Annotated in this window: 24 protein-coding genes and 2 pseudogenes; 13 read left to right on the top strand and 13 right to left on the bottom strand. The window is 57.9% G+C overall.

Features of this window, described 5'->3' with window-relative positions:
• Positions 1-39: 39 nt before the first annotated feature.
• Positions 40-1,260 carry an MFS transporter gene (locus tag ASC74_RS13655; protein WP_056741934.1) on the top strand — a complete coding sequence of 407 codons (1,221 nt, stop codon included), beginning with the start codon at positions 40-42 and terminating at the stop codon, positions 1,258-1,260.
• Positions 1,261-1,314: 54 nt separating this feature from the next.
• Here the strand turns inward: ASC74_RS13655 and ASC74_RS13650 are convergent, their stop codons facing one another.
• Positions 1,315-2,553 carry an MFS transporter gene (locus ASC74_RS13650; protein ID WP_082555819.1) on the bottom strand — a complete coding sequence of 413 codons (1,239 nt, stop codon included), beginning with the start codon at positions 2,551-2,553 and terminating at the stop codon, positions 1,315-1,317.
• Positions 2,554-2,759: 206 nt separating this feature from the next.
• Between ASC74_RS13650 and ASC74_RS13645 the strand changes: the two genes are divergently transcribed.
• The 4 genes from ASC74_RS13645 (at position 2,760) to ASC74_RS13630 (ending at position 5,590) form a co-directional block, all read left to right on the top strand.
• A complete protein-coding gene (locus tag ASC74_RS13645; protein WP_056741847.1) occupies positions 2,760-3,230 on the top strand; it encodes an Lrp/AsnC family transcriptional regulator in 471 nt (156 codons plus the stop codon).
• 133 nt (positions 3,231-3,363) lie between these two features.
• Positions 3,364-3,630, top strand: coding sequence for a ParD-like family protein (locus ASC74_RS13640; protein WP_046046601.1), 267 nt, complete (start codon positions 3,364-3,366; stop codon positions 3,628-3,630).
• Positions 3,627-4,418: a type I methionyl aminopeptidase gene (gene map / locus ASC74_RS13635; protein ID WP_056741846.1), complete on the top strand. Its 792-nt coding sequence runs from the start codon at positions 3,627-3,629 to the stop codon at positions 4,416-4,418. Before ASC74_RS13640 ends, map begins: the two co-directional genes overlap by 4 nt.
• A gap of 158 nt (positions 4,419-4,576) precedes the next feature.
• Positions 4,577-5,590, top strand: a complete 1,014-nt coding sequence (locus ASC74_RS13630) for a GlxA family transcriptional regulator (protein ID WP_177338856.1) — start codon at positions 4,577-4,579, stop codon at positions 5,588-5,590.
• Positions 5,591-5,663: 73 nt separating this feature from the next.
• Here the strand turns inward: ASC74_RS13630 and ASC74_RS31090 are convergent, their stop codons facing one another.
• The 6 genes from ASC74_RS31090 to ASC74_RS13600 form a co-directional block, all read right to left on the bottom strand.
• The gene (locus tag ASC74_RS31090) at positions 5,664-6,104 is read right to left on the bottom strand and encodes a hypothetical protein (protein ID WP_177338855.1); all 441 of its coding nucleotides are present in this window, start codon (positions 6,102-6,104) and stop codon (positions 5,664-5,666) included.
• Between the two features lie 363 nt (positions 6,105-6,467).
• Positions 6,468-6,869, bottom strand: a complete 402-nt coding sequence (locus ASC74_RS13615; RefSeq protein ID WP_056741842.1) for a nuclear transport factor 2 family protein — start codon at positions 6,867-6,869, stop codon at positions 6,468-6,470.
• Between the two features lie 78 nt (positions 6,870-6,947).
• Positions 6,948-7,085 carry a hypothetical protein gene (locus ASC74_RS32140; protein ID WP_236713290.1) on the bottom strand — a complete coding sequence of 46 codons (138 nt, stop codon included), beginning with the start codon at positions 7,083-7,085 and terminating at the stop codon, positions 6,948-6,950.
• A 49-nt stretch (positions 7,086-7,134) separates the two neighbouring features.
• Positions 7,135-7,590 carry an SDR family NAD(P)-dependent oxidoreductase gene (locus ASC74_RS13610; RefSeq protein WP_236713289.1) on the bottom strand — a complete coding sequence of 152 codons (456 nt, stop codon included), beginning with the start codon at positions 7,588-7,590 and terminating at the stop codon, positions 7,135-7,137.
• 163 nt (positions 7,591-7,753) lie between these two features.
• Positions 7,754-8,659 carry a LysR family transcriptional regulator gene (locus ASC74_RS13605; protein WP_056741932.1) on the bottom strand — a complete coding sequence of 302 codons (906 nt, stop codon included), beginning with the start codon at positions 8,657-8,659 and terminating at the stop codon, positions 7,754-7,756.
• A 123-nt stretch (positions 8,660-8,782) separates the two neighbouring features.
• Positions 8,783-9,883, bottom strand: a complete 1,101-nt coding sequence (locus ASC74_RS13600) for an alkene reductase (RefSeq protein WP_056741841.1) — start codon at positions 9,881-9,883, stop codon at positions 8,783-8,785.
• Positions 9,884-10,030: 147 nt separating this feature from the next.
• Between ASC74_RS13600 and ASC74_RS13595 the strand changes: the two genes are divergently transcribed.
• Positions 10,031-10,915 carry a LysR family transcriptional regulator gene (locus tag ASC74_RS13595; RefSeq protein ID WP_056741840.1) on the top strand — a complete coding sequence of 295 codons (885 nt, stop codon included), beginning with the start codon at positions 10,031-10,033 and terminating at the stop codon, positions 10,913-10,915.
• A gap of 359 nt (positions 10,916-11,274) precedes the next feature.
• Positions 11,275-12,150 (top strand): alpha/beta fold hydrolase, encoded by an 876-nt coding sequence (locus ASC74_RS13590; RefSeq protein ID WP_056741839.1) that lies wholly within the window; start codon positions 11,275-11,277, stop codon positions 12,148-12,150.
• Here ASC74_RS13590 and ASC74_RS13585 read toward each other — a convergent pair.
• The 5 genes from ASC74_RS13585 to ASC74_RS13565 form a co-directional block, all read right to left on the bottom strand.
• Complete coding sequence (locus tag ASC74_RS13585) at positions 12,124-12,891, bottom strand: metallophosphoesterase (protein WP_056741838.1); 768 nt, start codon at positions 12,889-12,891, stop codon at positions 12,124-12,126. The two genes, ASC74_RS13590 and ASC74_RS13585, sit on opposite strands and share 27 nt — an antisense overlap.
• Positions 12,892-12,917: 26 nt before the next feature.
• A complete protein-coding gene (locus ASC74_RS13580; RefSeq protein ID WP_056741837.1) occupies positions 12,918-13,406 on the bottom strand; it encodes a GNAT family N-acetyltransferase in 489 nt (162 codons plus the stop codon).
• Between the two features lie 56 nt (positions 13,407-13,462).
• Positions 13,463-13,849 carry a DUF488 domain-containing protein gene (locus ASC74_RS13575; protein ID WP_056741836.1) on the bottom strand — a complete coding sequence of 129 codons (387 nt, stop codon included), beginning with the start codon at positions 13,847-13,849 and terminating at the stop codon, positions 13,463-13,465.
• A 15-nt stretch (positions 13,850-13,864) separates the two neighbouring features.
• Positions 13,865-14,584, bottom strand: a complete 720-nt coding sequence (gene pcsA, locus ASC74_RS13570) for a phosphatidylcholine synthase (RefSeq protein WP_056741835.1) — start codon at positions 14,582-14,584, stop codon at positions 13,865-13,867.
• 247 nt (positions 14,585-14,831) lie between these two features.
• Complete coding sequence (locus ASC74_RS13565; protein ID WP_056741834.1) at positions 14,832-15,257, bottom strand: GNAT family N-acetyltransferase; 426 nt, start codon at positions 15,255-15,257, stop codon at positions 14,832-14,834.
• A gap of 171 nt (positions 15,258-15,428) precedes the next feature.
• On the opposite strand from ASC74_RS13565, the gene ASC74_RS13560 reads away from it, so the two are divergent.
• Positions 15,429-16,154: a tellurite resistance TerB family protein gene (locus ASC74_RS13560; RefSeq protein WP_056741833.1), complete on the top strand. Its 726-nt coding sequence runs from the start codon at positions 15,429-15,431 to the stop codon at positions 16,152-16,154.
• Between the two features lie 328 nt (positions 16,155-16,482).
• Here ASC74_RS13560 and ASC74_RS31085 read toward each other — a convergent pair.
• Positions 16,483-16,608: pseudogene (locus ASC74_RS31085) on the bottom strand (cupin domain-containing protein); the annotation flags it as partial.
• Positions 16,609-16,801: 193 nt separating this feature from the next.
• Here ASC74_RS31085 and ASC74_RS13555 point away from each other — a divergent pair.
• From ASC74_RS13555 to ASC74_RS13535, 5 genes and pseudogenes are all read left to right on the top strand, one after another.
• Positions 16,802-18,187 carry an iron-containing redox enzyme family protein gene (locus ASC74_RS13555; protein ID WP_056741832.1) on the top strand — a complete coding sequence of 462 codons (1,386 nt, stop codon included), beginning with the start codon at positions 16,802-16,804 and terminating at the stop codon, positions 18,185-18,187.
• Between the two features lie 10 nt (positions 18,188-18,197).
• A complete protein-coding gene (locus ASC74_RS13550) occupies positions 18,198-19,190 on the top strand; it encodes a methyltransferase (protein WP_056741831.1) in 993 nt (330 codons plus the stop codon).
• Positions 19,187-21,778 carry a DNA ligase D gene (ligD, locus tag ASC74_RS13545; protein ID WP_056741830.1) on the top strand — a complete coding sequence of 864 codons (2,592 nt, stop codon included), beginning with the start codon at positions 19,187-19,189 and terminating at the stop codon, positions 21,776-21,778. Before ASC74_RS13550 ends, ligD begins: the two co-directional genes overlap by 4 nt.
• A 62-nt stretch (positions 21,779-21,840) precedes the next feature.
• Positions 21,841-22,065, top strand: a pseudogene (locus tag ASC74_RS13540) (helicase); the annotation flags it as partial.
• A gap of 149 nt (positions 22,066-22,214) precedes the next feature.
• Positions 22,215-23,579 carry a hypothetical protein gene (locus ASC74_RS13535; protein ID WP_056741829.1) on the top strand — a complete coding sequence of 455 codons (1,365 nt, stop codon included), beginning with the start codon at positions 22,215-22,217 and terminating at the stop codon, positions 23,577-23,579.
• Positions 23,580-23,628 lie beyond the last annotated feature (49 nt).

The raw sequence follows: 23,628 nt of genomic DNA, 5'->3' as shown, positions 1-23,628 counted from the left end.
CCAGGAAATGAAGTCTTTATCCGGGATACCAGGATGACCATGCACCGCGACAATGGATTGATAACAATGGGGCCCGACGAAACGTCTTCTGCGCAAAAGCTGCCTGTGTGGAGACTGTTGGCATTTACGATGGCTGGCTTCATCACCATCATGACGGAAACCATGCCTGCCGGCCTGCTGCCCCTGATTGGGCAGGGGCTGGGCGTCTCGCAGGCCATGGCGGGTCAGTTGATTACGCTCTACGCCTTGGGTTCGGTGCTGGCGGCGATTCCGGTCGTTGCTGCTACGCGAAAATGGCGCAGGAGGCCGTTGTTCCTGATGGCGATCGGCGGGTTGCTGGTCTTCAACACCGTGACGGCATTGTCCTCCCACTATGTACTGACCCTGGTTGCGCGCTTCATCGCCGGAATGGCGGCGGGCGTGATATGGGGACTGTTGGCCGGTTATGCACGCCGCATGGTGCCCCATGATTTGCAGGGACGGGCCTTGGCGGTGGTCGGTATCGGTCAACCCGTTGCTTTGTGTCTCGGTGTGCCCCTGGGCACTTGGCTGGGTGCTCTGTTTGATTGGCGTGGCGTGTTCTGGATCATGTCAGCCCTCGCGTTACTGCTGTTCGTGTGGGTTCGGTTTGGCGTTCCTGACTACGCGGGACAAACTGACCGTCAGCGTCAGCCGATCCGCAGCATTCTTCTGACCCCAGGACTGCGCTCGATACTCTTCGTGATTTTCGTTTGGATACTTGCGCACAACATCCTTTATACCTACATAGCGCCATTCCTGGTTTCCGTCGGACTTGGTCAGCGAATAGACCTCGTGCTTCTACTCTTCGGTGTCGCCTCTATCGTCGGCATCGCAGTCACAGGAATGTGGGTGGATCGCGGGTTGCGCGCGCTGACGCTTCTTAGTCTGGCAGTCTTCGCGATGGCGGCGCTGGTGTTGGGAATGGCAAGCACCTCGCCCGGCCTTGTGCTCCTGAGCATTGCGATCTGGGGGCTGACGTTCGGTGGGGCGCCAACACTGCTACAGACGGCCATTGCCGATACTGCCGGTGACGGCGCCGATGTCGCGCAGTCGATGCTGGTCACCATTTTCAATCTGGCAGTGGCAGCGGGTGGCATCGTTGGTGGGCTGTTGCTGGAGAAGGAGGGACCCAGTTCTTTTCCCCCAACGCTGCTGGTTTTGGCGCTGCTCGGTCTGGTCGTGGTTTGGCAAGCCAGGGAAGTTGGCTTCAAGTCTGGCCATCGAGCAATCTTGCAATAGGAGTGGTTCAACGGTGCGGATCATGGGGCCGGGGCGACCTCATAGGCCCAGGCCTCACAAATATTCCTTCTCTGGCATAGATGAAACGTAATCGTCTTGTGCCAAGCCAGCCGCAAGCAGCAGGCCAATCAACGATGCCAGTCCTGACGCCAACCAGGTCCAATGCCATCCACCCGCCCAACCGGCCAACTTGGCCAGCAGTGGCGGCATGACAAACATGCCCATTGATGAAATCTGCTGCACCCAACCCACAGCCGTCGACACGGTTCGTTCACTGGGCGCAACGCTCACGGCGAGCATGAATAGCGTCCCCGGGATTACCCCGCCGACGGCAGAAAAGACCAGTACGGCGCCATAACGCACGACAGGCATGCCTTGAGTGAACTGGCCGAAAGCGAACAGCGTCGTGATGGCCATGCACATGTATCCGACCATCAACAGCCGCCTGGCACTGATACCCCGATGCAGCAAAAGCGCTGCCGAGGTACTTCCGCTGATATTGACGAACGCGGCCAGCGCCGTTAGCGCACCTGCCATCGGCACCGACAAACCGGTGTCGGCATAGATCGATGGCAGAAAGCCGATGACGGCAATCCACTGCCCCGCGTACATGGCAAAGGCGATGCCTACACGCCAGGGGCCGCTCGCCTTCAGCGTTGTCCATAGTCGATGCGTCCAGACTTCGCTGGGGACCGCTGTCCACCGCGCAGAGGCACTCTCTGGTGGCTGGCGCTGTCGATCGGATGGTACGGCTCGCACAAGCCAGATAATCATTGCGGCCGAACAGATGGCCGGAACGCCCCACCACCCTTGCCATCCCATCGTTTCTATCAATGTGGGGCCGGCGATAAAAGCGATGGAGGTACCGATCGCTACGTAGCATCCCCATAGCCCCAGATGTAAAGCCAGGCGCTCGCGAGAAACCAGTTGTCGTATCAATCCGGGCGTCGGCAATGTTGTGAGCAGGAAGCCCAGGCCTTCCAGGGCTCGAAGCATCAGCAGCTCATCGGGCTGCCGCGCTCCCATACCAATGACACTGGCGAGGCACAGGATCATCTGACCGCTAATGATACTTCTGCGCAGCCCCATGCCATCGCTGAATACACCGATCAAAACGCCGGCAAGCATACCCGCCAGTTGCGTCAGCGATAGCAGGAACCCTGCCTGCACCATCGTCAGGTTCAACGAGGCCTGGAGAGCGGGAATGGCCGGGGAAACCTTGCCCAAGTGCAGGGCTGCGACCACGCCCGACAGGATGACAATGCAGGCCGGGGAAAAACTGATTTTCCGCATGAGATCTCCACCGCCACAGCGCGCACGAACACAGGCACGGAGCACGGTGCGGTTTGCGTCCCTACCGAGGCAGATCGCCTGGTTTGATGGGAAAAGAGTGACGGACAAACTGAATGGTTAGTTTGCCGACTGGAGCCGATATTGTTTGATCAGTATTCCGTGGTGGTGCACTACTATGAAATTCTGAATTCACAAGTAGGCCTAAAATGGAAAAAATCATTCAGCTCGATAATCTGGATCGACGTATCCTTCGTACCTTGCAGTCCGATGCCAGCCTCAATGGAATAGCGTTGGCTGAAGCGGTGTCCAGTTCGCCAGCCTCCTGCTGGAGAAGAGTTCGGGCATTGGAAGAAACAGGCGTCCTGGGGGCTACCGTTCGCTTGATTGATCGACGGGCAGTCAATCGCGATGTCGATGTGATCTGCTCGCTGCGGCTCAAGTCCCACGGCGAGCAGGATGCCGAAGTCTTCGAACGCTTCGTCGCAGACCAGGAGAACATTCTCGAGTGCTACACCGTATCGGGCGAATGGGATTACCTGCTTCGGATCGTCGCGGCTGATATTCGAGACTACGAGCAATTCTTGATGCACACCCTGTTGCGACATCCCTCTGTTGCGAATGCCAGCTCGCAGTTCGCGCTATCGCGGGTGAAGTACACCACTCGCGTGCCGGTCTGAACCCGATCACCATCGGCTCCACCTGACCCGCCTTCAATCCAGGCGGCCTCAGCGCGTTTTGTCCGTGAAATTGCAATTTCACACGACTACCGACTAATATACGATCCATATACATTTCATATTGGATTGAGCAGTGGGTATCGTAAAAATTTCAGAAGCCATGCACGAGAATCTGCGCGTCGCCAGCGATGCGTTGAGTCGCTCGATCAACGCACAAGCCGAGCACTGGATGCGCATCGGGATGCTTGCGGAGTTACATCCCAACCTGGACCACAGCGACATCTGCCGCGTGCTGATTCGTGCCGAACTGGCTGGCGGCCTCGATGTAAAACAGCTGTGCGCACTCGCCGATTTTTCGCAAAGCGCCCAGGTTGATGCAGCATCAGGAGCCAAGCAATGAAGACTAATGTAAAGCTCAATACCCCGGCAGAAATAGCCATGTCTCGAGCTGCGGGCACGCTGGCCGCCGAGGTCCTGGCCATGATTGCTCCGCATGTCAAAGCGGGGGTCACCACCGACGAACTGGATCGGCTCTGTCACGACTACATCGTCAACGTGCAGAAAGCCATTCCGGGGAATGTCGGCTATCACGGCTTCCCGAAAACCGTGTGCGCATCGGTCAACCAGGTGGTCTGCCATGGCATTCCTTCGGCCACGCCACTAAAGGATGGCGACATCGTCAATATTGACATTGCCGTTATCAAGGAGGGTTGGTACGGCGACACCAGCCGCATGTACTTCGTGGGTGAGCCCGGCCCGGAAGCCCGACGTCTGGCAGAGACGACCTATGAAGCGATGTGTGCCGGTATTCGCGTCGTCCGCCCCGGCGCTACCCTGGGTGACATTGGCCATGCCATTCAGAAGGTGGCCGAAAGAGACGGATTCAGCGTCGTGCGCGAATACTGCGGTCACGGTATCGGCAAGATTTATCACGATGAGCCGCAGGTCCTTCACTACGGCTTCCCAGGCCAGGGCCTGAAACTGAAAGCCGGCATGATCTTCACCATTGAACCCATGTTGAACGCTGGCAAACGCCATGTGAAAACCCTGGCTGATGGCTGGACCGTGGTCACCAAGGACCACTCACTCTCGGCTCAGTGGGAGCATATGGTCGCGGTCACTGACGACGGCTTCGAGGTTCTGACTCGTTGGCCCGACAGTGTCGATGGGTATCCCGCCATCGTTTAGGCGCAGCTTGCGAGTGACATAAAGCTACGTCACGGCTTTCAGCTGGCCTGATCAATCGCAAAAATGGCGCTAGTGGTTTTGAAACTTCTACAGTTAGCATTGAGGTTTATCAACGCACCCAACGACAGGTTGGGTTACGTAACCGAGTAGGTCGAACATTGATCGAACGACGCCAATTTAGCGGAGGCATGAAGGGGAAAAATCTTCGCTATCTGAATGAGAACCCCAACGAGAAGACTCAAATGGTCCGGGCAGGATTTCTGTTGCTTGAGCATTTCTCGCTGCCCGCATTCACGCAAGCACTGGATACGATTGTCACCGCGAATCTTCTGCGCCCCGGCTTGTTCTCTTCCCGAACATTCGGCTTGACCAATGAGGAGGTCATCAGTGACCTGGGCCTGGTCATTCGGCCGGATGCCCGTTTCGATTGTCCAGCGATCCAGGACCTGGATCTTCTGGTCATTTGTGGCGGTTACAGGACAGAACTCAAAGCGTCGGATGAACTCATCTCCCTGTTGAGGGCTGCATCAGACCAGGGTGTCAGTCTGGCCGGGTTGTGGAATGGCGCATGGTTCCTGGGAAGGGCAGGCTTGCTTGACGGATATCGTTGCGCGATTCACCCCGAACATCGCCCCGCACTCGCGGAAATCTCCAAGGCGACGCATGTCACCAGTGAGCCCTACGTCATTGATCGAGACCGGCTCACGGCTTCCAGTCCCTCGGGGGCATTCCACATGGCGCTGGACTGGATCAAAGGCTTGCACGACAAAGCCCTCGTCGAGGGGATTGAGGACATTCTTGCTTTCGAGGAGTCACGTTATCGGCGGATAAAACCGACTGAAAATGTCTGCGTGAGTGCGCCATTACGCGAGGTGGTGAAGCTGATGGATGCCAACCTCGAAGAGCCTCTGGAGTTGGAGCAGTTGGCCGTATACGCAGGCCGTTCGCGTCGACAACTCGAGCGCTTGTTCAAGGAGCAACTGGGCACAACGCCGCAACGGTATTACATGGAGCTGCGAATTACAGAGGCGCGTCGACTGCTCCAGCACACAGAGCTGTCCCAGGTAGACGTGTTGGTTGCGTGTGGCTTTGTATCGCCCAGCCACTTCAGCAAGTGCTATAGCTCGTACTTCGGATACAGGCCTTCCAAGGAAACGCGACTCGTCAAATAGCACTGCTTTTTGAGTCTGTGCTGACTCGTGATTTGCGCAGGTTTACGACGACCCTTTGCCAATCATGTTTTGGTTACGGACGGCGGCTTGCCCGGTAGGTGTATCGCAAACCAATCAACAGAAAAAGGGTGATCAGGCCGAGGGCTAGCCCACGAGTAATCGCCGGTTTAACCAATGGCGCAGGGTTGTCTTGTTGGCAGGCTGCGCTATCGGCTTCCGCGACGGTGATTTGCCCGTTGTCTGTCAGGAGCAGCTTTTCGTCATTCAGGATCACCGCCTGTTGCTCCAGATCCAAAGCCTGATACTTCCAGAGCGTTGGCGATCCTTCTCGGCAATAGGTGAACGTTTTCGGGTTTGAAGCGGCGACGATACAAGCGTCGTTGATGCCCCGTTTTTTCAGCGTTTCAGCAGCCGATCTTGTGAAGTCCAGGTCGATGACGGGAATCATCCCTGTAGCAGACGCCGCGACCGAAACCAAAAGGCTGCCCGCGACGCAGATTGTTGAAGTTTTCAAGGTAGGGCTCCCCTTGTAATTCATTTATTTTTTTATTTGCGCGCGGAGTGTGGCCAGCCTGCTTTTAGTGAAGTTTGGCAATTAATAAGCCTGCCAGCGCTGGCGGGCGAAAGTCCCCAACCTTGGGGGGGGTTCCTGAAAGTAGGGCGGTCTGTCGTCTAGATGCTTGCCACAATCAACACCCCGTTCAGGTTCTGCATAAACGCCATGATCGTTGCCAGGCTTGCGGTCTGCATCCTGCAACGCCCATCACGCAACAGATGCCAAAGCAAGGCGCGGGCCAATAGCCAAGTATTTCGACGAGACCGATGCGTTGTGTTGTTCGTCGCCGCAACAAACGACCGAGTGGTTGTTCGAGGGGCGTCAGCCGGGGAAGTGATCTCCGAACATGGGATGGCCGCCCGCGGAGCTTTCGCGCGTGGCCTCGTCCTGGATGACATCCCAATGCTCGACCATCACGCCGTTCTCGAGGCGGAGTATGTCGACCACGACCCAGTTCACCGGCTGGCCGAGGCCAGAGAATCGGCCGTGCAGCATGACGAAATCGCCTTGTGCCACCGCGAGCTGGCATTCGTAATGCAGGGTGGGCGATCCCGTGGCGACGAGATCGAACAGGCCCTCGCGGCCTGGGGGCACATGAGCACTGTGTTGAATATAAGAGGGCGACCAGAAGTGTTCGGCCGCAGCCAAATCCTTGCGGTTGAATAGGGTGTCGAAGCCTTCGAGAACGATGGCCTTGTTCTCGGCGGGTGTGCGTGCGGTCATGGTCTTGGTCCTGTTAGCAATGTGAGGGGTAGGCGACCGCTGGGGCCGCCCGATGTTGCCAGTTCTGACATCGTCGCGTCAGCCCAAAGCGGGCCCGGCTGCGATCATGTCGTTGAACTGATTGACCCACGCATGCTCGTTCGGGCCAGGGTTGGCACGCATGGCTTCGGCGGGAGAGACAAGGATTTCGTCCACGCCGCTCTCGAACTGCTTCATCGCTTCCGTAATGAACTGGTCGAGAGGAATGGCGCGCTCTTCCTCGCTGCTATCGAGCAGCTCGGTGCGTACCCAAGGCGGCGCGACTTCGACCAGTTGGAGGCCATGTCCCCGCATCAGGTTGCGCCTTCAGATGCTCGATCAGGACCGAGGTCATGCGAATCGGGCCGAGCAGGTTAGTGGTGACGGTCGACAGTGCGAGCGCATCGTCCACTGGCTTGTCTGCGTGATCCAGCATCATGACGCCGGCATTGTTGATCAGCACATTCACGTTCGGGTAATTGGAAATGAGCGTCTGCGCTGCCACCTGGATGCTGTCCGGGTCGGTAATGTCGAGCTCAATGGCGGCCATACCCGGATTGGCGCCGAGCGTCTCCTGTAGCCGCTCCATCCGCCGGCCAGAGATGATCACCTGATTGCCGAGCGTGTGGAAGGCTTCGGCCAAGCCTCGTCCAATGCCGGAGCCGCCGCCGGTGATGAAGATAGTATTGCCGGTCATACGCATGACACTTCTCCTGGAAGGATGAAAATAAAGGCCGTCCAGCGCGCCGTCCGGATGAATAGATCGACCGGTGCGTCGTGCAGGGGGGTGACACTAAATTGGCAGCTTCGGCGGGATCTGATTAGCCACTCTTTTTCGCTATCTTCTATGTAAGGGATGCATAAACCTACAAGCTCGACGTGTCACAACCCTCAGCCAGAAGACTGGTTACAAGATGCTCGATCAAGGCGCGGCCGGCACCCCGGGTGCGTGAACCATGGGGGAAGTAGGCATGAACAGGCACGGATTCGGTCTCCCAATCGGTGAGCAGTGTGACGAGTTCACCACTTTCCAGCTCACGCCGGCATGCCCAGGCCGTTGTCGACGTGATCCCCAACCCAGCGGCTGCGGCTGCGACAGCGCCCTCATTTTCGTCGGTCGAGAAGTGAGCCTCGAGCTGAATGGTCCTGGTCTCTCCATTGCGTGTGAACATCCAGCCGCTCGGGACAGTCGAGGCTGGGCCTGCAACTATGCGATGTGATTGCAAGTCGTCCGGTGTCGTCGGCTCTCCAGCGGCGCGCAAGTAGGCGGGGGAGGCGAGAATGAATCGCTTGATGGTCATGATCTGACGGCTCGTTGCGCTGGAATCCAAGAGCCGCCCTAGCCTTATCGCAACATCGATGTTTTCGCGGACCAGATCCTGCCAGTGATCGGCGAGCAGGACCTGGATATGCAAGTTGGGATGTATTGCTGCGAACGGCGCTATACGTGGAATGATTTCCCTGACGCCGATGCTCGTTGGCATGCTGATCCGGACGACGCCACGCAGCTCTCCACCCCCGCGAACGCTCTGCTCAGCGTCTTCAACCGCTGCAAGAATGGGCTCCATGCGCGACAGAAAATCCGCCCCTGCCTCAGTGGGCACGACCGCGCGTGTCGATCTTGCCAAGAGCAGAGTGCCGAGATCGGCTTCGAGTTCGGCCACAATCCTGGAAACCTGGGATTGAGAAAGACCCACTTCGCGTGCTGCGGCCGAAAAACTGCCCAGTCGCGCCACCCTGGTGAAAAGCCTGTAGGTGAAAAGGTCCTTCATCTCTTCAGCACCTCCCATCAGCCAGAATGCACCTTGGGCCCGGCAGGTCCCGTTACTGAAGTGGATCAGGTTTTTTGGACAGCTGGGGGTACTACGACCCCCAGTTGCCAGCGGTGCGGATTGTCATGCTGCTTCGGTATGGAAAGGATAGTCCGTGTAACCCACCTCGGTGCCACCGAAGAACGTCTCGCGGTCGTAAGGGTTCAGCGGCCAGCCCTTGCGCAGGCGCTCTGGCAAGTCAGGGTTGGCGATGAAGTGGCGACCAAACGCGACCAGGTCGGCATCGCCGGCCTCAAGGATCGCCTTCGCCGATTCACCGGAAAAGCCGCCCGCCGCGATAAGGGTGCCCTTGTAGTGCTGGCGGATGAGTTGGGACGCCACCGGATTCTGGTCCCGGCGATCGTCCTCGGCGACACCTAAAATGCGCGGCTCGATCAGATGCAGATAGGCGAGGTCCAGCTTGTTCAGCTCGCGCGCGACATAGGTGAACAGGCCGACGGGGTCGCTGTCGGACATATCGCCGAAATTGCCGCTTGGCCCCAGACGCACCGCCACCCGATTGCTGCCCCAGACGGCGATCACCGCTTCTACTGCTTCCAGCAGGAACCGACTGCGGTTCTCGAACGAGCCACCGTAGATATCCGTACGTTTGTTGCTACCGTCCTGGAGGAATTGATCGAACAGGTAGCCGTTGGCCGAGTGCAACTCCACGCCGTCGAATCCGGCTGCGATACCGCGTTCGGCCGCAGCGCTGAAGCTGTCTACCAGCCCGCGGATTTCCGCGATGGTCAGTTCGCGCGCCGGGGTGCCGGGGGTCCAGCCGGTCTCGGTGAAGGCCAGGCCGCCGTGGTCCACGACGGAAGGGGCCACTGGCTGGCCGCCGTCCGGCTGCAACAGGCTATTGGACTGGCGCCCTGCATGGTAGAGCTGCAGGAAGATTTTGCCGCCCTTGGCATGGACGGCGTCGGTCACGAGCTTCCAGCCGGCGATCTGGCTGTCGTCATACAAACCGGGAGCACCGAGGTATCCATTGCCATTGGGTGCGGCGATAGTGGCTTCGCCAATCAGCAGCCCACCAGCAGTTGTACGCTGGGCGTAGTACTCGGCCATCAACTGACCGGGGATGGCGCCTGGCTCGGCACGCATACGGGTAAGTGGCGCCAGGACGACGCGATGGGCAATTTGGTGTGGGCCAATTTGGATGCTCGTATGCAGTTTGGACATGACATCGATACCTATCAGTGGTGGGATGGGCGCAATGTAGGCGTAAAATGCGTCGAGAAAAATATCCCGCGATGCCGAACATTTCGGATGGTTTTTCCGTAATCCCGCCTTGTAGGTTGGGTTGTACCGGGGCAAGCAGGAACAGCGATGGAAAGTCTGAGTGGCATCTCAATGTTCGTGCAGGTTGCCGAAACGCGCAGCTTTACCGAGGCCGCCCGCCAGTTAGGGGTGTCGTCCTCGACCGTGGGCAAAACCATCGCTCGAATGGAAGAGCGCTTGCATGTACGGCTGTTTCATCGCAGCACACGCAGCATCACGCTGACGGCCGAGGGGACCCTGTTCCTTGAGCGATGCCGCCGCATCCTCAGCGAGGTCACCGCTGCCGAGTCCGAGCTGTCAGGCCTGGCGGGCAGTCCACGTGGGCGGCTTCGCGTGGGCACACCTCTACTGGGCGACCTGATGATGCCGGCCTTTGACGGGTTCATGGAGCAGTATCCGGAAGTCGAACTGGATATCGATTTTTGCGACCGCATGGTCGATGTGATCGAGGAGGGGTTCGATGCGGTGATTCGGACCGGCGAGCAAACCGATTCGCGCTTGACCGCGCGCCGCCTGGGCTCCTGCGCACATGTGCTGGTGGCATCGCCCACGTATCTCAAGCGGCAGGGTGTACCCGCTAATCCTCGTGAACTGGAACGCCATTTATGCCTGCAACACAAATTCCCCGCAACGGGAAAGCTGGAGCGTTGGCCGCTGCGGCTCGAAGCCTCCGAGGCTGAATTGGTTCTTCCCGCCACGATGACGTCGAACACGATCGAGCCTCTTGCCTATGCTGCCATCCAGGGCAGGGGTATTGCCTTTCTGCCTGCCTTCCTGGTGCGCGAAGCGCTGGAAAGCGGCCAGCTGGTCACCGTGCTGGACGATTACATTGACCGCCAGGTCGTCTTCTGGATGCTGTGGCCGGCCAGCCGTTATGCCTCGCCCAAGCTGCGCGTTTTCATTGACTACATGAGTGCGCACTTGCGCATCTGATTCCTCACGCCTCACGCCTCACGCCTCACGCCTCCAGCCTTAGCTTGCGATTCGACGCAATAACTCGTCTGCGTTCTTGCAGATGGGGAAATCCCTGCTTAACTCTGAACATATGGTCAGTCAGTGACTAATTGGTCACGGTAACCATCGGAGCACCCTCGCGCTGTTGTTGCTTGTCCGTGTTGCCAGATCAAGCCCGAGGAGGCCTATACGTTGACGCTTGAAAATCACCCTGAGTTATTAATGTATTGGCCTGACACTTCGCTGTCAGGTCCACGTGTACTGCTTTCTGCGATAGGGCCCTGTGGGCATCCCAAACGCTGTGCGCTTAGTCCAATGGGTTCAAGGAAGTAAATGTCATGATGCCGAAAACTGCCATCGTCGAGATCTGCGGGAAGTACAAGGTTTATACCGAGCACTATCTCAACACAGCCGCTGACAAGACCATCATTCTGGTCAATGGCTCACTGGCAACGACCGCATCTTTTGCCCAAACGGTGCGTTACCTGCAGCCGCGATTCAATGTGGTTCTCTACGACCAGCCCTACGCCGGTCAGTCGAAGGAACACAACCTCCACGGCCAACCGATCCGAAAGGAAGACGAGGCCGCGATATTGCTGGATTTAATCGAACACTTTGGTGCGCACCACGTGTTGTCCTTTTCCTGGGGCGGTGCGGCCACCTTGCTGGCGCTGGCCCAGCGGCCGCAACGAATCGAGAAGGCGGTGATCAGTTCATTCGCAGCGCGGATCAATACACCGATGCGCGATTACCTGGAGAGTGGCCTGAACCATCTCCAGGCTTGCGACCGCCTCGGTGTCGGTCGCTTGATCAACAGCACGATCGGAAAGCACCTGCCATCGCTGTTCAAACGCTTTAATGACCGCCATGTCAGAAGCTTGGACGAACACGAGTACAGGCAGATGCATTTCCACGTCAATGAGGTGCTGACCCAAGACACCCATTGCTATGTCGCCTGTGCCGCTGCCATCGAGATACCGCTGCTGTTTGTCAACGGCGAATGGGATGAGTACACCTCGGTCGAAGACGCCCGACTGTTCGCCGATCATGCCCCTCAGTCCCGTTTCCATACCATCAAGAACACCGGACATTTCCTCGATATGGAACACTCGGCGGCCTTGCATGACACCCGGCAGGCCTTGCTCGGTTTTCTGGACCCGGCTTCCAGGAGGCAGGGTCGCGTTGCCTCAGATATCCAGGTCAATCACGTATGAGCCATTAAAATCCGGATTTTCATTAATGCCATTTTTTGCATAACCCCGGGCGTTGCAAATGACGCGAGTTTTGCCCACCTGGTAGTCAAAGCTCCCATGGGTATGGCCATGCAGCCAAAGTGCCGGCTGCCAGACCTTGATCCGGTCTTCGAGGTCTGAAACAAAACTCGCGTTAATCGGCGAATTCTCAAACAGCGGGCTTATGCTCAACCGTGTTGGTGCGAAATGCGAAACCACCACCGTGGGAGTGGTTCTGTCGCGGGTGAAGCAATCTTCCAGCCAAGCGACGGTCTGTAAAAAAATCAGTTGGGAAACCGCCGGGCTGAACAGGTCTGGAAAATCGGGCGAGATTTTTATGTGGGTGAAGTCCCGCATGAGCTTCGTAGCCAGATCAACACCCTGTGCCCGATCCTCTGCAGAATCGAAAAGTCGATAGTCAGACCACAGCGTGCAACCCAAAAACCGCACGCCGTTGTGGACATACTCCGAGCGTTCCAATACGTGGATCTGTGTGCCTTGCGACAATCTGTTCAAATATTCGTAGGTAGAGATCAAGTCGCTGCCATAAAACTCGTGATTCCCTGCCACGTACACGATCGGAACAGGGCACGATTTGGCCCACTCAATGGCCGCAGCCGGACGAGAGATGTCTCCGGCGAGAACGACAATATCGGCATCCACATCGGGAAAAGGTAATGCGTTGACGGATAAATGGATGTCTGACAGCAAGGCGATGCGCATCGATCAACTCCTACTTATTTTGAATGTCAGCCCCGTTGAACTGACGTCGAGGCGTCGACAACGGGCGTCAAACGCCGCTCCATAATGATCGTGCGCTCGGCCCCGTGAAACTCGTCGCGGATCTTTCGATAACCCAACTTGAAGTAAAAGGCTTCTGCGGTGATGGAGGAGGGGACGCGCAGTACCTCGATTTTTGCGTCTTGGGCGACAGATTGAATCGTTGCCATCAACTGCCTGCCGAGTCCGCGCCCCTGATGGCCTGGCTCGACGAATACGCTACGCACAACGTCTTGATCAAGGCTGGCCGTGGCGACGACACGCTTATCGATGGTGACGACAAAGACCTGGCGTTGGCTCAACAAGGCGCGGATGGCCTCGCTAGAAAAGCTTTTCTCTACTTGTGTGATGACTTCGGGCGGGTAATCCAGGGCATTGGACTGGCGCAGCGATTGAATGATGACTTGGCTGATGGCTGTCGCATCGTCAAGGGTGGCGAGTCGAATCTGGTTATTCATTTGAAGACCCTAATCCTTGTGTCTTTACCGAAATCCTTTAGCTCGATCTTGAGCGACTATTTGAGCTGCGCACCACGCTCCTCTAACAACGCCCGCAACACCGACCGATGGCAATGCGCTTCATCTTCGCAATAACAGCCAATCGCCAGTGACGTTTGATGGGACAACGCCGCCAACAAGTCGAGCAATTGGCTGGGTGCCGGGTGGTTCATTTCAGTCTTGAATTTGCGCTTGAAGGCTTCCCACGCCTTGGCGTCTTCCGCCGCTTTGGCTTCTGCGACCAGTTCTGCACTGGGAGACAGCAGCGGCTGCCACACGTCATAAAAATCCCGGCTGGCAAACTCGGCCTTGGGCACGCCACGCGGCGGGCGACGCACCGTGCCCAGGCGCAGGCCTTCATTGGCGGCGCGCGGTGAACCGAGGCGCACGATATGGATGGGCATGGCCGATGTGTTCCCTTATCCCCGCGAGTTTTCGAACCACTCCAGCGCTGTGCGCCAGATGCAGATCCCCAGGAAGTAAGCCGACATCAGCAGCCAAAGCCCCATCACCAGCGGGTTGATCACTGGATGGTTGACCACCAGCGACAAGCTGCACAGCAGCCAGATGGCCGTTACCGCGATGTTGATCGGCATGAACTTGCGCACGCGGAACGGGTGAAGGAACTTCATCCGCGTCACAGTCAACAGCGCCAGGCCGATGATGGTGAGAAAAGTGATCCACGGTGACGGGGCGATGATGTACAGGCACAGGGCGACCACGTTCCAGGCGGCGGGGAAGCCCTGGAAGTAGTTGTCCTTGCTCTTCATGTTGACGTTGCAGAAGCAAAACAGCGACGAGACCAGAATCAGCGACACGGACAGCAGCAGCGTGTAGTCCGGCAAGGGGATGTAACGATAAATGAACAGTGCGGGGATAAACACATACGTCAGGTAGTCGATGACCAGATCGAGGATCGAGCCATCGAAACTTGGCAGTACCGACTGGACATTGACCTTGCGTGCCAACGCGCCATCCAGCCCATCGACGATCAGGGCGACGCCCAGCCACAGCAGGCAGTTTGTGGCCTGGTTTTCCAGCAGGGCGAGGGTCGCGAGGAAGGCAGTGACCACGCCGGTGGCGGTAAAACCATGGGCGCCCCATGCTTTGAGCCTGGCGATGTGTAGGGTCGATATCACGGGGGCGTTCTCCAAAAAGTGAAGCAAGCCTGTTATCACCCCTTCAATCGGGGGTGTCGGCAAACCAAGTCAGGTTGCATGTATCGACCGGGTATCCGGGGATAAGGTTCACCATCTGTAAATCTTAGCTGTGCGGCAAAAAAATACCCCGGATTAATCCGGGCTATTAAATGAAACAGATCGGCGCGGCGATACCTTTGACTCAAGCGTGCCGATCGCCGGATTGATCAGGTACAGACAGGCTCATTCACAGCGCCTTGCTCATGAACACCCGACTCGTGCCTGGCGGGTCGCAAGGCACTTCCCCGAAGCGCTGCCAGCCGTGTTTTTCATAGAACTGCGGGGCCTGGAAACTGAGGGTATAGAGCACCGCCGAGCGGCAACCGCGACGACGGCCTTCTTCCTCGTACGCGTTGAGCAGTCGAGACCCGAGCCCGGAGCCGCGCAGAGACTCGGGCAAGTAGAACAAATCGAGAAACAGCAGACCGAGCGACGTACGCCCGGTAATACCGCCCAGCACCTGATGGGTATCCGGATCGCGGACCATGACTGCCAGCGACCGGCGGTCGTTGATGCCGGTCATCTGATCATTGAAGGCGCTCAGCCCGGCGCTGAGTACGTGCTCGACTTCAGGTTCGATGACGTCGCTGACGACAATCAGGTGGCGGTCCATGTGTACGTTGATCCTGTGGGCATCGGGTTTGCGAGGGTAGAACACTTGCAGCCGATGGTCATCAGGGTCAAGGGCGATAAGGGGTTCACGTCAGCCAAACGGTGGTGGCGCATTTGCCGGCGAGGACTATCGTTGCCTGACTGGATCACTCCAATCGATGAGGACATCGTCATGAACACCAGCGATCTGCTCGAACAATTACTAAGGGCCGGCCAAGGCTCAATGTCGCAACAGGGTGGCGGTGGTGCGTCGGCCCAAGGTGGTCTCGGCGGTCTCGGTGGATTGCTCGGTGGCCTGTTGGGCGGTGGTGCCGGTTCAAGCGCCGGGGGCGGTGGCCTGGGTGGTTTGCTCGGTGGTCTGCTGGGCGGTGGCTCAACCATGGGTGGTTCGACCCAGACCCGCTCGGGGGGAGGCACCAATTACGCGGCGCTGGCTTCGCTCGGAATGATGGCATTCCAGGCCTATCAAGCCTGGCAACGCAGCCAGGCCTCGGCGCCGCAACAGGCGCCGCGCACTGTCGACCTGTTGTCCGGCCCGGAAGTCGAGGACCACAGCCACGCGATTCTTCGTGCATTGATTGCGGCGGCGAAGGCCGATGGCCGGATAGATGACGCCGAGAAGCAGATGATCAGCACCGAAATCGGCCGCCACACCGATGACCCCGAGCTCCAGCAATGGCTGGATGACGAAGTCGCGCGGCCGCTGGACGCCGCCGATGTGGCGCAGTCGGCCACGGATTCCGGAATGGCGGCGGAGATGTATCTGGCCAGTGTGATGCTGGTGGACGATCAGCAGGACGCCGAACGTAGCTATCTGGATGAACTGGCTGCTGCACTGAAGATCGATCCGGAGCTGCAAGTGCATCTGGAGCAACAGGCCAAAGGTGGCGTGGCCTGATGATCGTTCCCACGCTCTGCGTCACTAAGATGCCAGGCATGGCTCTGGCTTCGTGGAAGGAACGCGGAGCGTCCCGAGAGGCATTCCCACGCAGAGTGGAGCGTGGGAACGATCATAAAAACGGCCTCCGCAGGGTAATACCGATCAGTTAAGCCCAAACGCGATCCGTAGCAGCTGGCGAAGCCTGCGTTAGCAGTCGTGAAATCAGACGATGCGGTGTTTCAGGAAGACCGCAAACTCAGGTTTTACGACTGCTTCGCAGCCGAACGCAGGCTTCGCCAGCTGCTACGGATTGTGTCGCTCCTTAACTGATCGGCATTACCCGCCTGCCTTCCTGGATATGCATTTCAAAAGGCTTGCTCAGATCCCCGCCCGCAAGAATGGTGATGGCCTCACCCACAACACTGACCGGGTCGGGGTTTTTTTCGGGCTCGATGACATGAACCGTTCGCATGATTGCTCTCCGAAGGATGAGTCCACACCCGCTGAGTATATTCACTTGATCTGCCGCCGGGTGCCGAGCCACAAGCCCGTCTGTCCGGGCGATTTAAACGCCGATGGAATTTTCTTCCGGGGGTGTCGCTCTGCTGATGTAGAGACGTGCTGATTCACGTCCTGCCACTGGCCTCAGATCGAGAGACGACCCCATGACTGCCCTGACACGACTTGAATCCCGGCCGGCCCACGAACGCGCGATCCTGACCGCCGGCAGCATAAAACCTGTCTACGAACAGTTACTGCTGAGCGACGATATCGAACACCAGCGTGCACTCGGCCAATCCTTTCTCGAGGCTCAACTTGCGCAAGCCGCGGACCTGCCTGAGGACATGCCGCGAGACCTGTCGGCCCTGCAAACCTTTGTCGAACAGCACTGCGCCGACGTGGCTCGCCAATACGCCGATTACCTGCAACAGCGCAAGGACGGCGGGCCGCGGCAGTTCTTCACCAACAAGGCGCATGCGTTGTTTTTCCTGCAAGCCGTTGCCCCGACCAAACTGGTGGATGGCGCGTGGCTGTATGGCCTGCTGCGGCACTGGCATGACCCGCGTTTCGAAGGCCTGATTTGCACCTATCTGGAAGAACTGGGCGACGGCAACCCGGCGCAAAATCATGTGGTGATTTACCGCAAGCTGCTCGCCGAACATGGCTTGCTGGACAACGCGTTCATCCCGGACGAGCGCTACCTGCAAGGCGCGCTGCAATTGGCGTTGGGTTATTGCAGTGACGATTTTTTGCCGGAAGTGATCGGCTACAACCTCGGTTATGAACAACTGCCGCTGCACTTGCTGATCAGCGCCTATGAACTCAGCGAGCTGGGCATCGATCCGTATTACTTCACCCTGCACGTGACCATCGACAATGCCAGCACCGGTCACGCGCAAAAGGCCGTGCAGTCGGTGTTGCAATTGTTGCCGGTGGAAGGCGACCGTGAAGACTTTCTGCGCAGGGTTGCGCTGGGTTATCGGCTCAACGATCTGGGGCAGGGCAGTCGCACGATCATCGAGTCGTTCAATCTGTACGGCGAATTGCTGAGCATGCTTGAGCGCAAGCGCCCGTTTGGTCAGCACATGCATTCCGACTTTTGCCGATTTGAGGGCAGGACCGTCAATCAATGGTTGTCGTCACCGGAGCAGTTGCCAGGCTTCCTCAGCGCGATGGAAAACAAGGGCTGGATCAAGCGCCACCAGGACCCGCAAGCCAGCCGTTTCTGGCAATTGGTCGAGGGCGACGGCGCGGCGATGTTCGGGGTGTTCAGCCCCTACGAAAAACAACTGCTGCACGACTGGATTGCCGGGGACTGGCGAGCTGAGCGAGCGCCGGCCGCGGTTCGCCGCGGCAACCGTGCCGCGGCCGAACCACCAGTGCCCGTCAATGACCCGGATGTCCAAAGCCTGCACGCTACACTTAAAGGGCTTGCCGCCGACGAGCAAATGCAGGTGTTGATTCCATGGTTGTCTGCCCATCGGCACGCCCACCCCGCGGGCCTGATGGCCACGCGACGGTTCATCGAACTCAAATCCGGTTTTCGATAGGGAGCCCTTCATGAATCAGGAAGAACACCTTGGCGCCGCCGATCTGGCCTTGTTGCAACTGGGGCGCCGCTTGCAGGCCGACGGTTACCGTTTCATCACGCCAACGCCGCTGACCCATCAGCGGGTCAATGATCGCGTCTTCGGGCAAAGCGCCCGGACCCTGCGCGAAGTATTTGGCTGGTCGCGGTGGTTTGAGCCCGGTCTGTTGTCGGTGGATGAGCAGCGGCAGTTGCAACAGGCAGGCGTCCTAGAGGAATGCAATGGTCGATTGAAAAGTCATGTGCGCTGGTCAAGCCTCGATGACCTGTTGTTCGTGCATTCGGGTTACCCCACTGATGCCGCTGACGCGGTGTTCTTTGGTCCTGACACCTACCGTTTTGCTCAGCTGATTCACACCCATCTGCAACAGAGCTTCGCGCCGATCAGGCGCGCCGTGGACATCGGCTGCGGCGCTGGCGCCGGAGCGATTGTGATTGCCCGCGCACGCCGTGAAGCCGAGGTGCTGGCCGTGGACATCAACCCGTTGGCGTTACGCATGACGGCGGTCAACGTCGCGCTTGCCGAGGTGGCTAACGTCTGCATTGAAGCCAGCGATGTGCTGCAAGACGTCGACGGCCACTTCGACTTGATCGTCGCCAATCCGCCCTACATGGCCGACCCGGCCGAGCGTGCTTACCGGAATGGCGGCGGCGCGCTTGGCGCGCAATTGTCGTTGCGCATTGTCGAGCAAGCCTTGTATCGGTTGGCCCCCGGTGGCTCCCTGGTGCTGTACACCGGCGTGGCGATGATCGATGGCGTCGATCCGTTTCTGGATGCGGTGACTCCGTATCTGGAATCGCCGATGTTTGGCTGGACTTACCACGAACTCGACCCCGATGTGTTCGGTGAAGAACTGTTGACCCCTGGCTATCAGCGGGTGGAACGCATTGCCGTCGTCGCCCTGATTGTCACGAGGATCGGCCCGGGCATCGGGGGCACCGTTACGTCAGCCGGTGCGCCATGACCAAGAGCCTGGACGATTACAACCGCATGCGCGATTTCTCGGCGACCTCTGAACCGGCCGCCGGCAAACGTTCGGGCAAGAAAACCTCGAAAGACCATGCCTTGCAGTTCTGCATTCAGAAGCATGACGCCTCGCGCCTGCATTACGATTTTCGCCTGGAGCTCGATGGCGCGCTGAAAAGCTGGGCAGTGCCCAAAGGCCCGTCACTGGACCCCAAGGTCAAGCGCCTGGCGGTGCACGTCGAAGACCATCCTATTGATTACGCAACGTTCGAGGGCAGCATTCCCGAAGGGCATTACGGCGCCGGCGACGTAATTGTCTGGGACCGTGGGGTGTGGATTCCTCAGGACGATCCGGCCGAGGCTTACGCCAAGGGTAAGCTCAAATTCGAGCTGAAAGGCGAGAAGCTCGGCGGCCTGTGGAACCTGGTGCGCACGCACATGCCAGGCAAGCAGGAGCAATGGTTTTTGATCAAGCATCAGGACGGCGCGGCCAAACCCGAAAGCGATTACGACGTGGTCGCCGCCGAACCCGACAGCGTGCTCAGTGACCGGACCATCGTGGCCAAAAAGCCGAAGGCCGCTGCCAAACCAAAACCCGTCAAAAAACCCGCCACCCCGGCGCGCAAAGAAAAGTCGGCGCCGTTGACGGGCGCCCGCAAAGCCAAATTGCCGGAGCTGCTCAAACCGGAACTGGCGACGCTGGTCGAAAAGGCCCCGGGCGGCGAGTGGAGCTATGAGATCAAGTTCGACGGCTATCGGATCATGGCGCGCATCGACCACGACGAGGTCAAACTGTTCACCCGCAACGGCCACGACTGGACCCACAAACTGCCGAAACAAGCCGAGGCGTTGGCGGCGCTAGGCCTCGAATCCGCCTGGCTCGACGGGGAAATGGTGGTCGCCGACGAGCAGGGCGTGCCGGACTTCCAGGCCTTGCAAAACGCCTTCGACTCGGGCCGCAGCGGCAACATCGTCTACTACCTGTTCGACATGCCTTACCTCAACGGCGTGGACCTGCGCGAGGTGCCTGTCGAGGAGCGAAGGGTGGCGCTGTCGACCGTGCTCAACCCCAACAAAGACCCGCTGCTGCGCTTCTCCGATGCCTTTAGTGAAGAACCGGAAGCGCTGCTCAACAGCGCCTGCCAAATGCAGATGGAAGGGTTGATCGGCAAGCGTCTGGGCTCGGCTTACGTGTCGCGACGCAGCAGCGACTGGATCAAGCTCAAGTGCAAGCATCGGCAGGAATTTGTGGTTGTCGGCTTCACTGACCCTAAAGGCTCGCGCAATGCCTTCGGTGCGCTGCTGCTGGGATTGCATGACCGCGACAGCGGTGAGTTGCGTTACGCGGGTAAGGTTGGCACCGGGTTTAACGAGATGACGCTCAAGCGCATCTACGAGCAACTGAAACCGTTGCAGACCAAAAAGACTTCAGTGGTCAACCCGCCGAGTGGTTTTGAAGCCAAGGGTGTGCACTGGCTCAAGCCCACGCTGCTGGCTGAGGTCGCTTATGCCGAAATGACCAAAGAAGGTTCAGTCCGTCACGCGGTGTTCCATGGCCTGCGTGACGACAAACCTGCCGAAGACATTACCGAGGAGCGTCCGAAAGCCGTGAAGACTTCAGCCGCGAAAAAAACCACTGCCGAAAAACCTTCCACCCCTGCCAAAAAGAAAGCCGCGCCCGCGCCCTCACAAATCGGCCTGGGCGAGGGCAAGGTGCGCATCACTCACCCGGACCGGGTGATCGACGCCAGCAGCGGCACCACCAAAGTGCAACTGGCCGAGTACTACGCCAGCGTCGCCGAATGGATTTTGCCCGAGCTCAAGGACCGGCCCGTGGCGCTGGTGCGCGCCCCGGACGGCATCGCCGGCGAACTGTTTTTCCAGAAGAACGCCGAGCGCCTGGCCATTCCGGGAATCACCACCCTGGACAAGGCACTCACCGGCCAACCGGTGATGATCATCAACAACGCCGAAGCCCTGATCGGCGCCGTGCAGATGAGCACCGTCGAGTTGCACACCTGGAACGCCACCTCGGACAACCTCGACAAACCCGACCGCTTCGTCCTCGACCTCGATCCGGACCCGGCGCTGCCCTGGAAAAGCATGGTCGAAGCCACCCAGCTGACCCTGTCGGTGCTCGATGAACTGGGGCTCAAGGCGTTCCTCAAGACCAGCGGCGGCAAAGGGATTCACCTGGTGGTGCCACTGACCCACAAGCTGGGCTGGGATGAGGTGAAAGACTTCAGCCACGCGATCGTCAGCCACATGGCCAAATTACTGCCGGAGCGTTTTTCCGCTGTGTCAGGACCGAAGAACCGGGTCGGGCGGATCTTCATCGATTACCTGCGAAACGGTCTGGGCGCCACGACCATCTGCGCCTACGCCGTGCGCACCCGCGAAGGGCTGCCGGTGTCGGTGCCGATCTTTCGCGAAGAGGTGGGCGAGCTCAAGGGGGGCAATCAGTGGAACATCCACACCTTGCATGAACGATTGGCCGAGGTCGGTGACGAGCCTTGGAAGGACTTGAAGAAAACCCGCCAGTCGATCACCGCCGAGATGCGGCGGCGGGTCGGGATGAAAAAATAGCGGTTGGGTGAACACGGTCGGTGTAGGAGCTGGCGAAGGCTCGGGCCGCGTTCGGACGATCTCGCATTAGCAGCAAGTCCGAGGTGTATGCAGAGCTTGCATTTGCGATTGCTTTTAAAGATGCGGCCTACGGTTTTGCCACGATGCAGGCGAAGAACAAGCAGTTGGCGTTTATGTCGGGGATTCATGACAAGTCGATCCAGATCAAGGGCAGCCCGGCGCTGGTGATCTGGTTCCAGGGGTTGACCAAGTATTTGAAGCCAAGGAAGGCAAAGCCGAAAGTTTGAATTCATTTTGGCACGCTAAGTCGCTAATCAGGCTCTTAAAGACAATAAAACTGTCATTTATAACAGGCTAACAACCGCACTCCTTCGTGTTCCACTCGTATTTATGCCCCTTTAAGGCATTTATCAATCGTCACTAGGGAGTGCGACACATGAGCCGGATTCTTGATAAAGCGGTGGTCAGCGGACTTGACCCGTCCTTTGCCGATGGTGGGGTGCTGACACTGCCATTCCCTGGGGTCGAGGGAAAATTCCCGTCGCTTGTTCAGGCTTTGCCGGAGGCAAAGTTACTTCTGGTTTATACAGAACCAAGTAACGGCCTGTGCAAAATTGCACGGTTAGATCCCTCCGGAAAAATTGATAATACATTCGGCAAAAATGGCGTTGTAGATATTCCGTTCGTTAAAGGAATGAGTTTTTCACCTGGCAGTATTCATTTGCTGGAAAGCGACGGCTGGATCATTGCCGGGCGAGCAGTCCCAGATTCAATTTTTGACCCAGACACTTTGGCGGTTGTACGCATGAATGCAGAAGGTGCTTTGGACAGCGCCTTTGGTGTTGACGGCATTGTTATCCTCAAGATCGAGGAGCTGGGGGATAGCAAAAAATGGGCAAAAGCCAGGCTTGTATCCGAAAGCGTCAGTGAGAAAGTTGATGCCAAGCTACCTGCAACGCTCAACTTGAATGTATTTTCCGCTGTAGAGCCATTTGGGTCTGGGAGCAAAGAAAGAATATTGCTGAGCTCTTCACTCACTTTTGGTTTCGATGATATTCAAGGGATCGTATTACGCCTCGATGAAACAGGTATTCTGGATAAAAGTTTCAATGAGGCTGGTTATCTCTTGGTTGACATTCCTGGCGTTAACTACCTTTTCAATTACGCCCGTGGCGTGGTTGTTCAGTCGGACAGAAAGATTGTTGTCTGTGGATACTTTGATCGAGGCCTTGACGTGCCCAGCGAGGCCTTTGTCATTCGTTACAACGAAGACGGTACGGTAGATTCGCAGTACGGCCCCACGAAAAATGGCGCAGTGACTATTTCTGATCCTGACGAAAGAGGAAGTCTTTTTCTCAGTCGTCTTAACCTTAAAAAAGATGGTGGGGTGCTCGCCGTTGGGGGTGGGAGCGTGCAATTAGCGAGCAAGTCCCTGATGATCAACCTCAACGAAACTGGCAGCTACAACATGGTCTTTAACAACGGAAAACCACTCATTGAGCAATTAGTCAGCGGGCACGTCTGGGGAAGCTGCGTTGTACGGAGTGATGGAAAAATTGTTGCTGCCGGGGGGGCTTTAATTGGCGGATCCAGAGGGCAACTGGTCGCACGTTATTTGCCAAACGGAAAATTGGATGGGGGTTTTGGAGACGGCCAAGGCTATATCGAATTTAATTATCCGGAAGGTGAGGACATGCTTCGCAGTACCACCTACATGGAGGATAACAGAGTTGTTACAGCCACTTTGGTCATCAGCGACGCCGGAGATATTAGCGGTTTTGTACTTCGTTTTTTGGGCTGACTGATCGCCCGGCTTGAAGTGCTCAAACGAAGCGAGTTGGATCGCTTCG

The sequence above is a fragment of the Pseudomonas sp. Root329 genome (assembly GCF_001424925.1).
GTDB lineage: Bacteria > Pseudomonadota > Gammaproteobacteria > Pseudomonadales > Pseudomonadaceae > Aquipseudomonas > Aquipseudomonas arabinosi.
Note: the sequence above shows the minus strand (reverse complement) of the source record. Positions and strands in the feature narration are given on the sequence as shown.

Coding starts and splice junctions, on each gene's coding strand:
- ASC74_RS13655 (WP_056741934.1), top strand. CDS start 40: ATGCACCGCGACAATGGATTGATAACAATGGGGCCCGACGAAACGTCT.
- ASC74_RS13650 (WP_082555819.1), bottom strand. CDS start 2,553: ATGCGGAAAATCAGTTTTTCCCCGGCCTGCATTGTCATCCTGTCGGGC.
- ASC74_RS13645 (WP_056741847.1), top strand. CDS start 2,760: ATGGAAAAAATCATTCAGCTCGATAATCTGGATCGACGTATCCTTCGT.
- map (WP_056741846.1), top strand. CDS start 3,627: ATGAAGACTAATGTAAAGCTCAATACCCCGGCAGAAATAGCCATGTCT.
- ASC74_RS13615 (WP_056741842.1), bottom strand. CDS start 6,869: ATGACCGCACGCACACCCGCCGAGAACAAGGCCATCGTTCTCGAAGGC.
- ASC74_RS32140 (WP_236713290.1), bottom strand. CDS start 7,085: ATGAAGCAGTTCGAGAGCGGCGTGGACGAAATCCTTGTCTCTCCCGCC.
- ASC74_RS13610 (WP_236713289.1), bottom strand. CDS start 7,590: ATGCGTATGACCGGCAATACTATCTTCATCACCGGCGGCGGCTCCGGC.
- ASC74_RS13605 (WP_056741932.1), bottom strand. CDS start 8,659: ATGAAGGACCTTTTCACCTACAGGCTTTTCACCAGGGTGGCGCGACTG.
- ASC74_RS13600 (WP_056741841.1), bottom strand. CDS start 9,883: ATGTCCAAACTGCATACGAGCATCCAAATTGGCCCACACCAAATTGCC.
- ASC74_RS13595 (WP_056741840.1), top strand. CDS start 10,031: ATGGAAAGTCTGAGTGGCATCTCAATGTTCGTGCAGGTTGCCGAAACG.
- ASC74_RS13590 (WP_056741839.1), top strand. CDS start 11,275: ATGATGCCGAAAACTGCCATCGTCGAGATCTGCGGGAAGTACAAGGTT.
- ASC74_RS13585 (WP_056741838.1), bottom strand. CDS start 12,891: ATGCGCATCGCCTTGCTGTCAGACATCCATTTATCCGTCAACGCATTA.
- ASC74_RS13580 (WP_056741837.1), bottom strand. CDS start 13,406: ATGAATAACCAGATTCGACTCGCCACCCTTGACGATGCGACAGCCATC.
- ASC74_RS13575 (WP_056741836.1), bottom strand. CDS start 13,849: ATGCCCATCCATATCGTGCGCCTCGGTTCACCGCGCGCCGCCAATGAA.
- ASC74_RS13565 (WP_056741834.1), bottom strand. CDS start 15,257: ATGGACCGCCACCTGATTGTCGTCAGCGACGTCATCGAACCTGAAGTC.
- ASC74_RS13560 (WP_056741833.1), top strand. CDS start 15,429: ATGAACACCAGCGATCTGCTCGAACAATTACTAAGGGCCGGCCAAGGC.
- ASC74_RS13555 (WP_056741832.1), top strand. CDS start 16,802: ATGACTGCCCTGACACGACTTGAATCCCGGCCGGCCCACGAACGCGCG.
- ASC74_RS13550 (WP_056741831.1), top strand. CDS start 18,198: ATGAATCAGGAAGAACACCTTGGCGCCGCCGATCTGGCCTTGTTGCAA.
- ligD (WP_056741830.1), top strand. CDS start 19,187: ATGACCAAGAGCCTGGACGATTACAACCGCATGCGCGATTTCTCGGCG.
- ASC74_RS13535 (WP_056741829.1), top strand. CDS start 22,215: ATGAGCCGGATTCTTGATAAAGCGGTGGTCAGCGGACTTGACCCGTCC.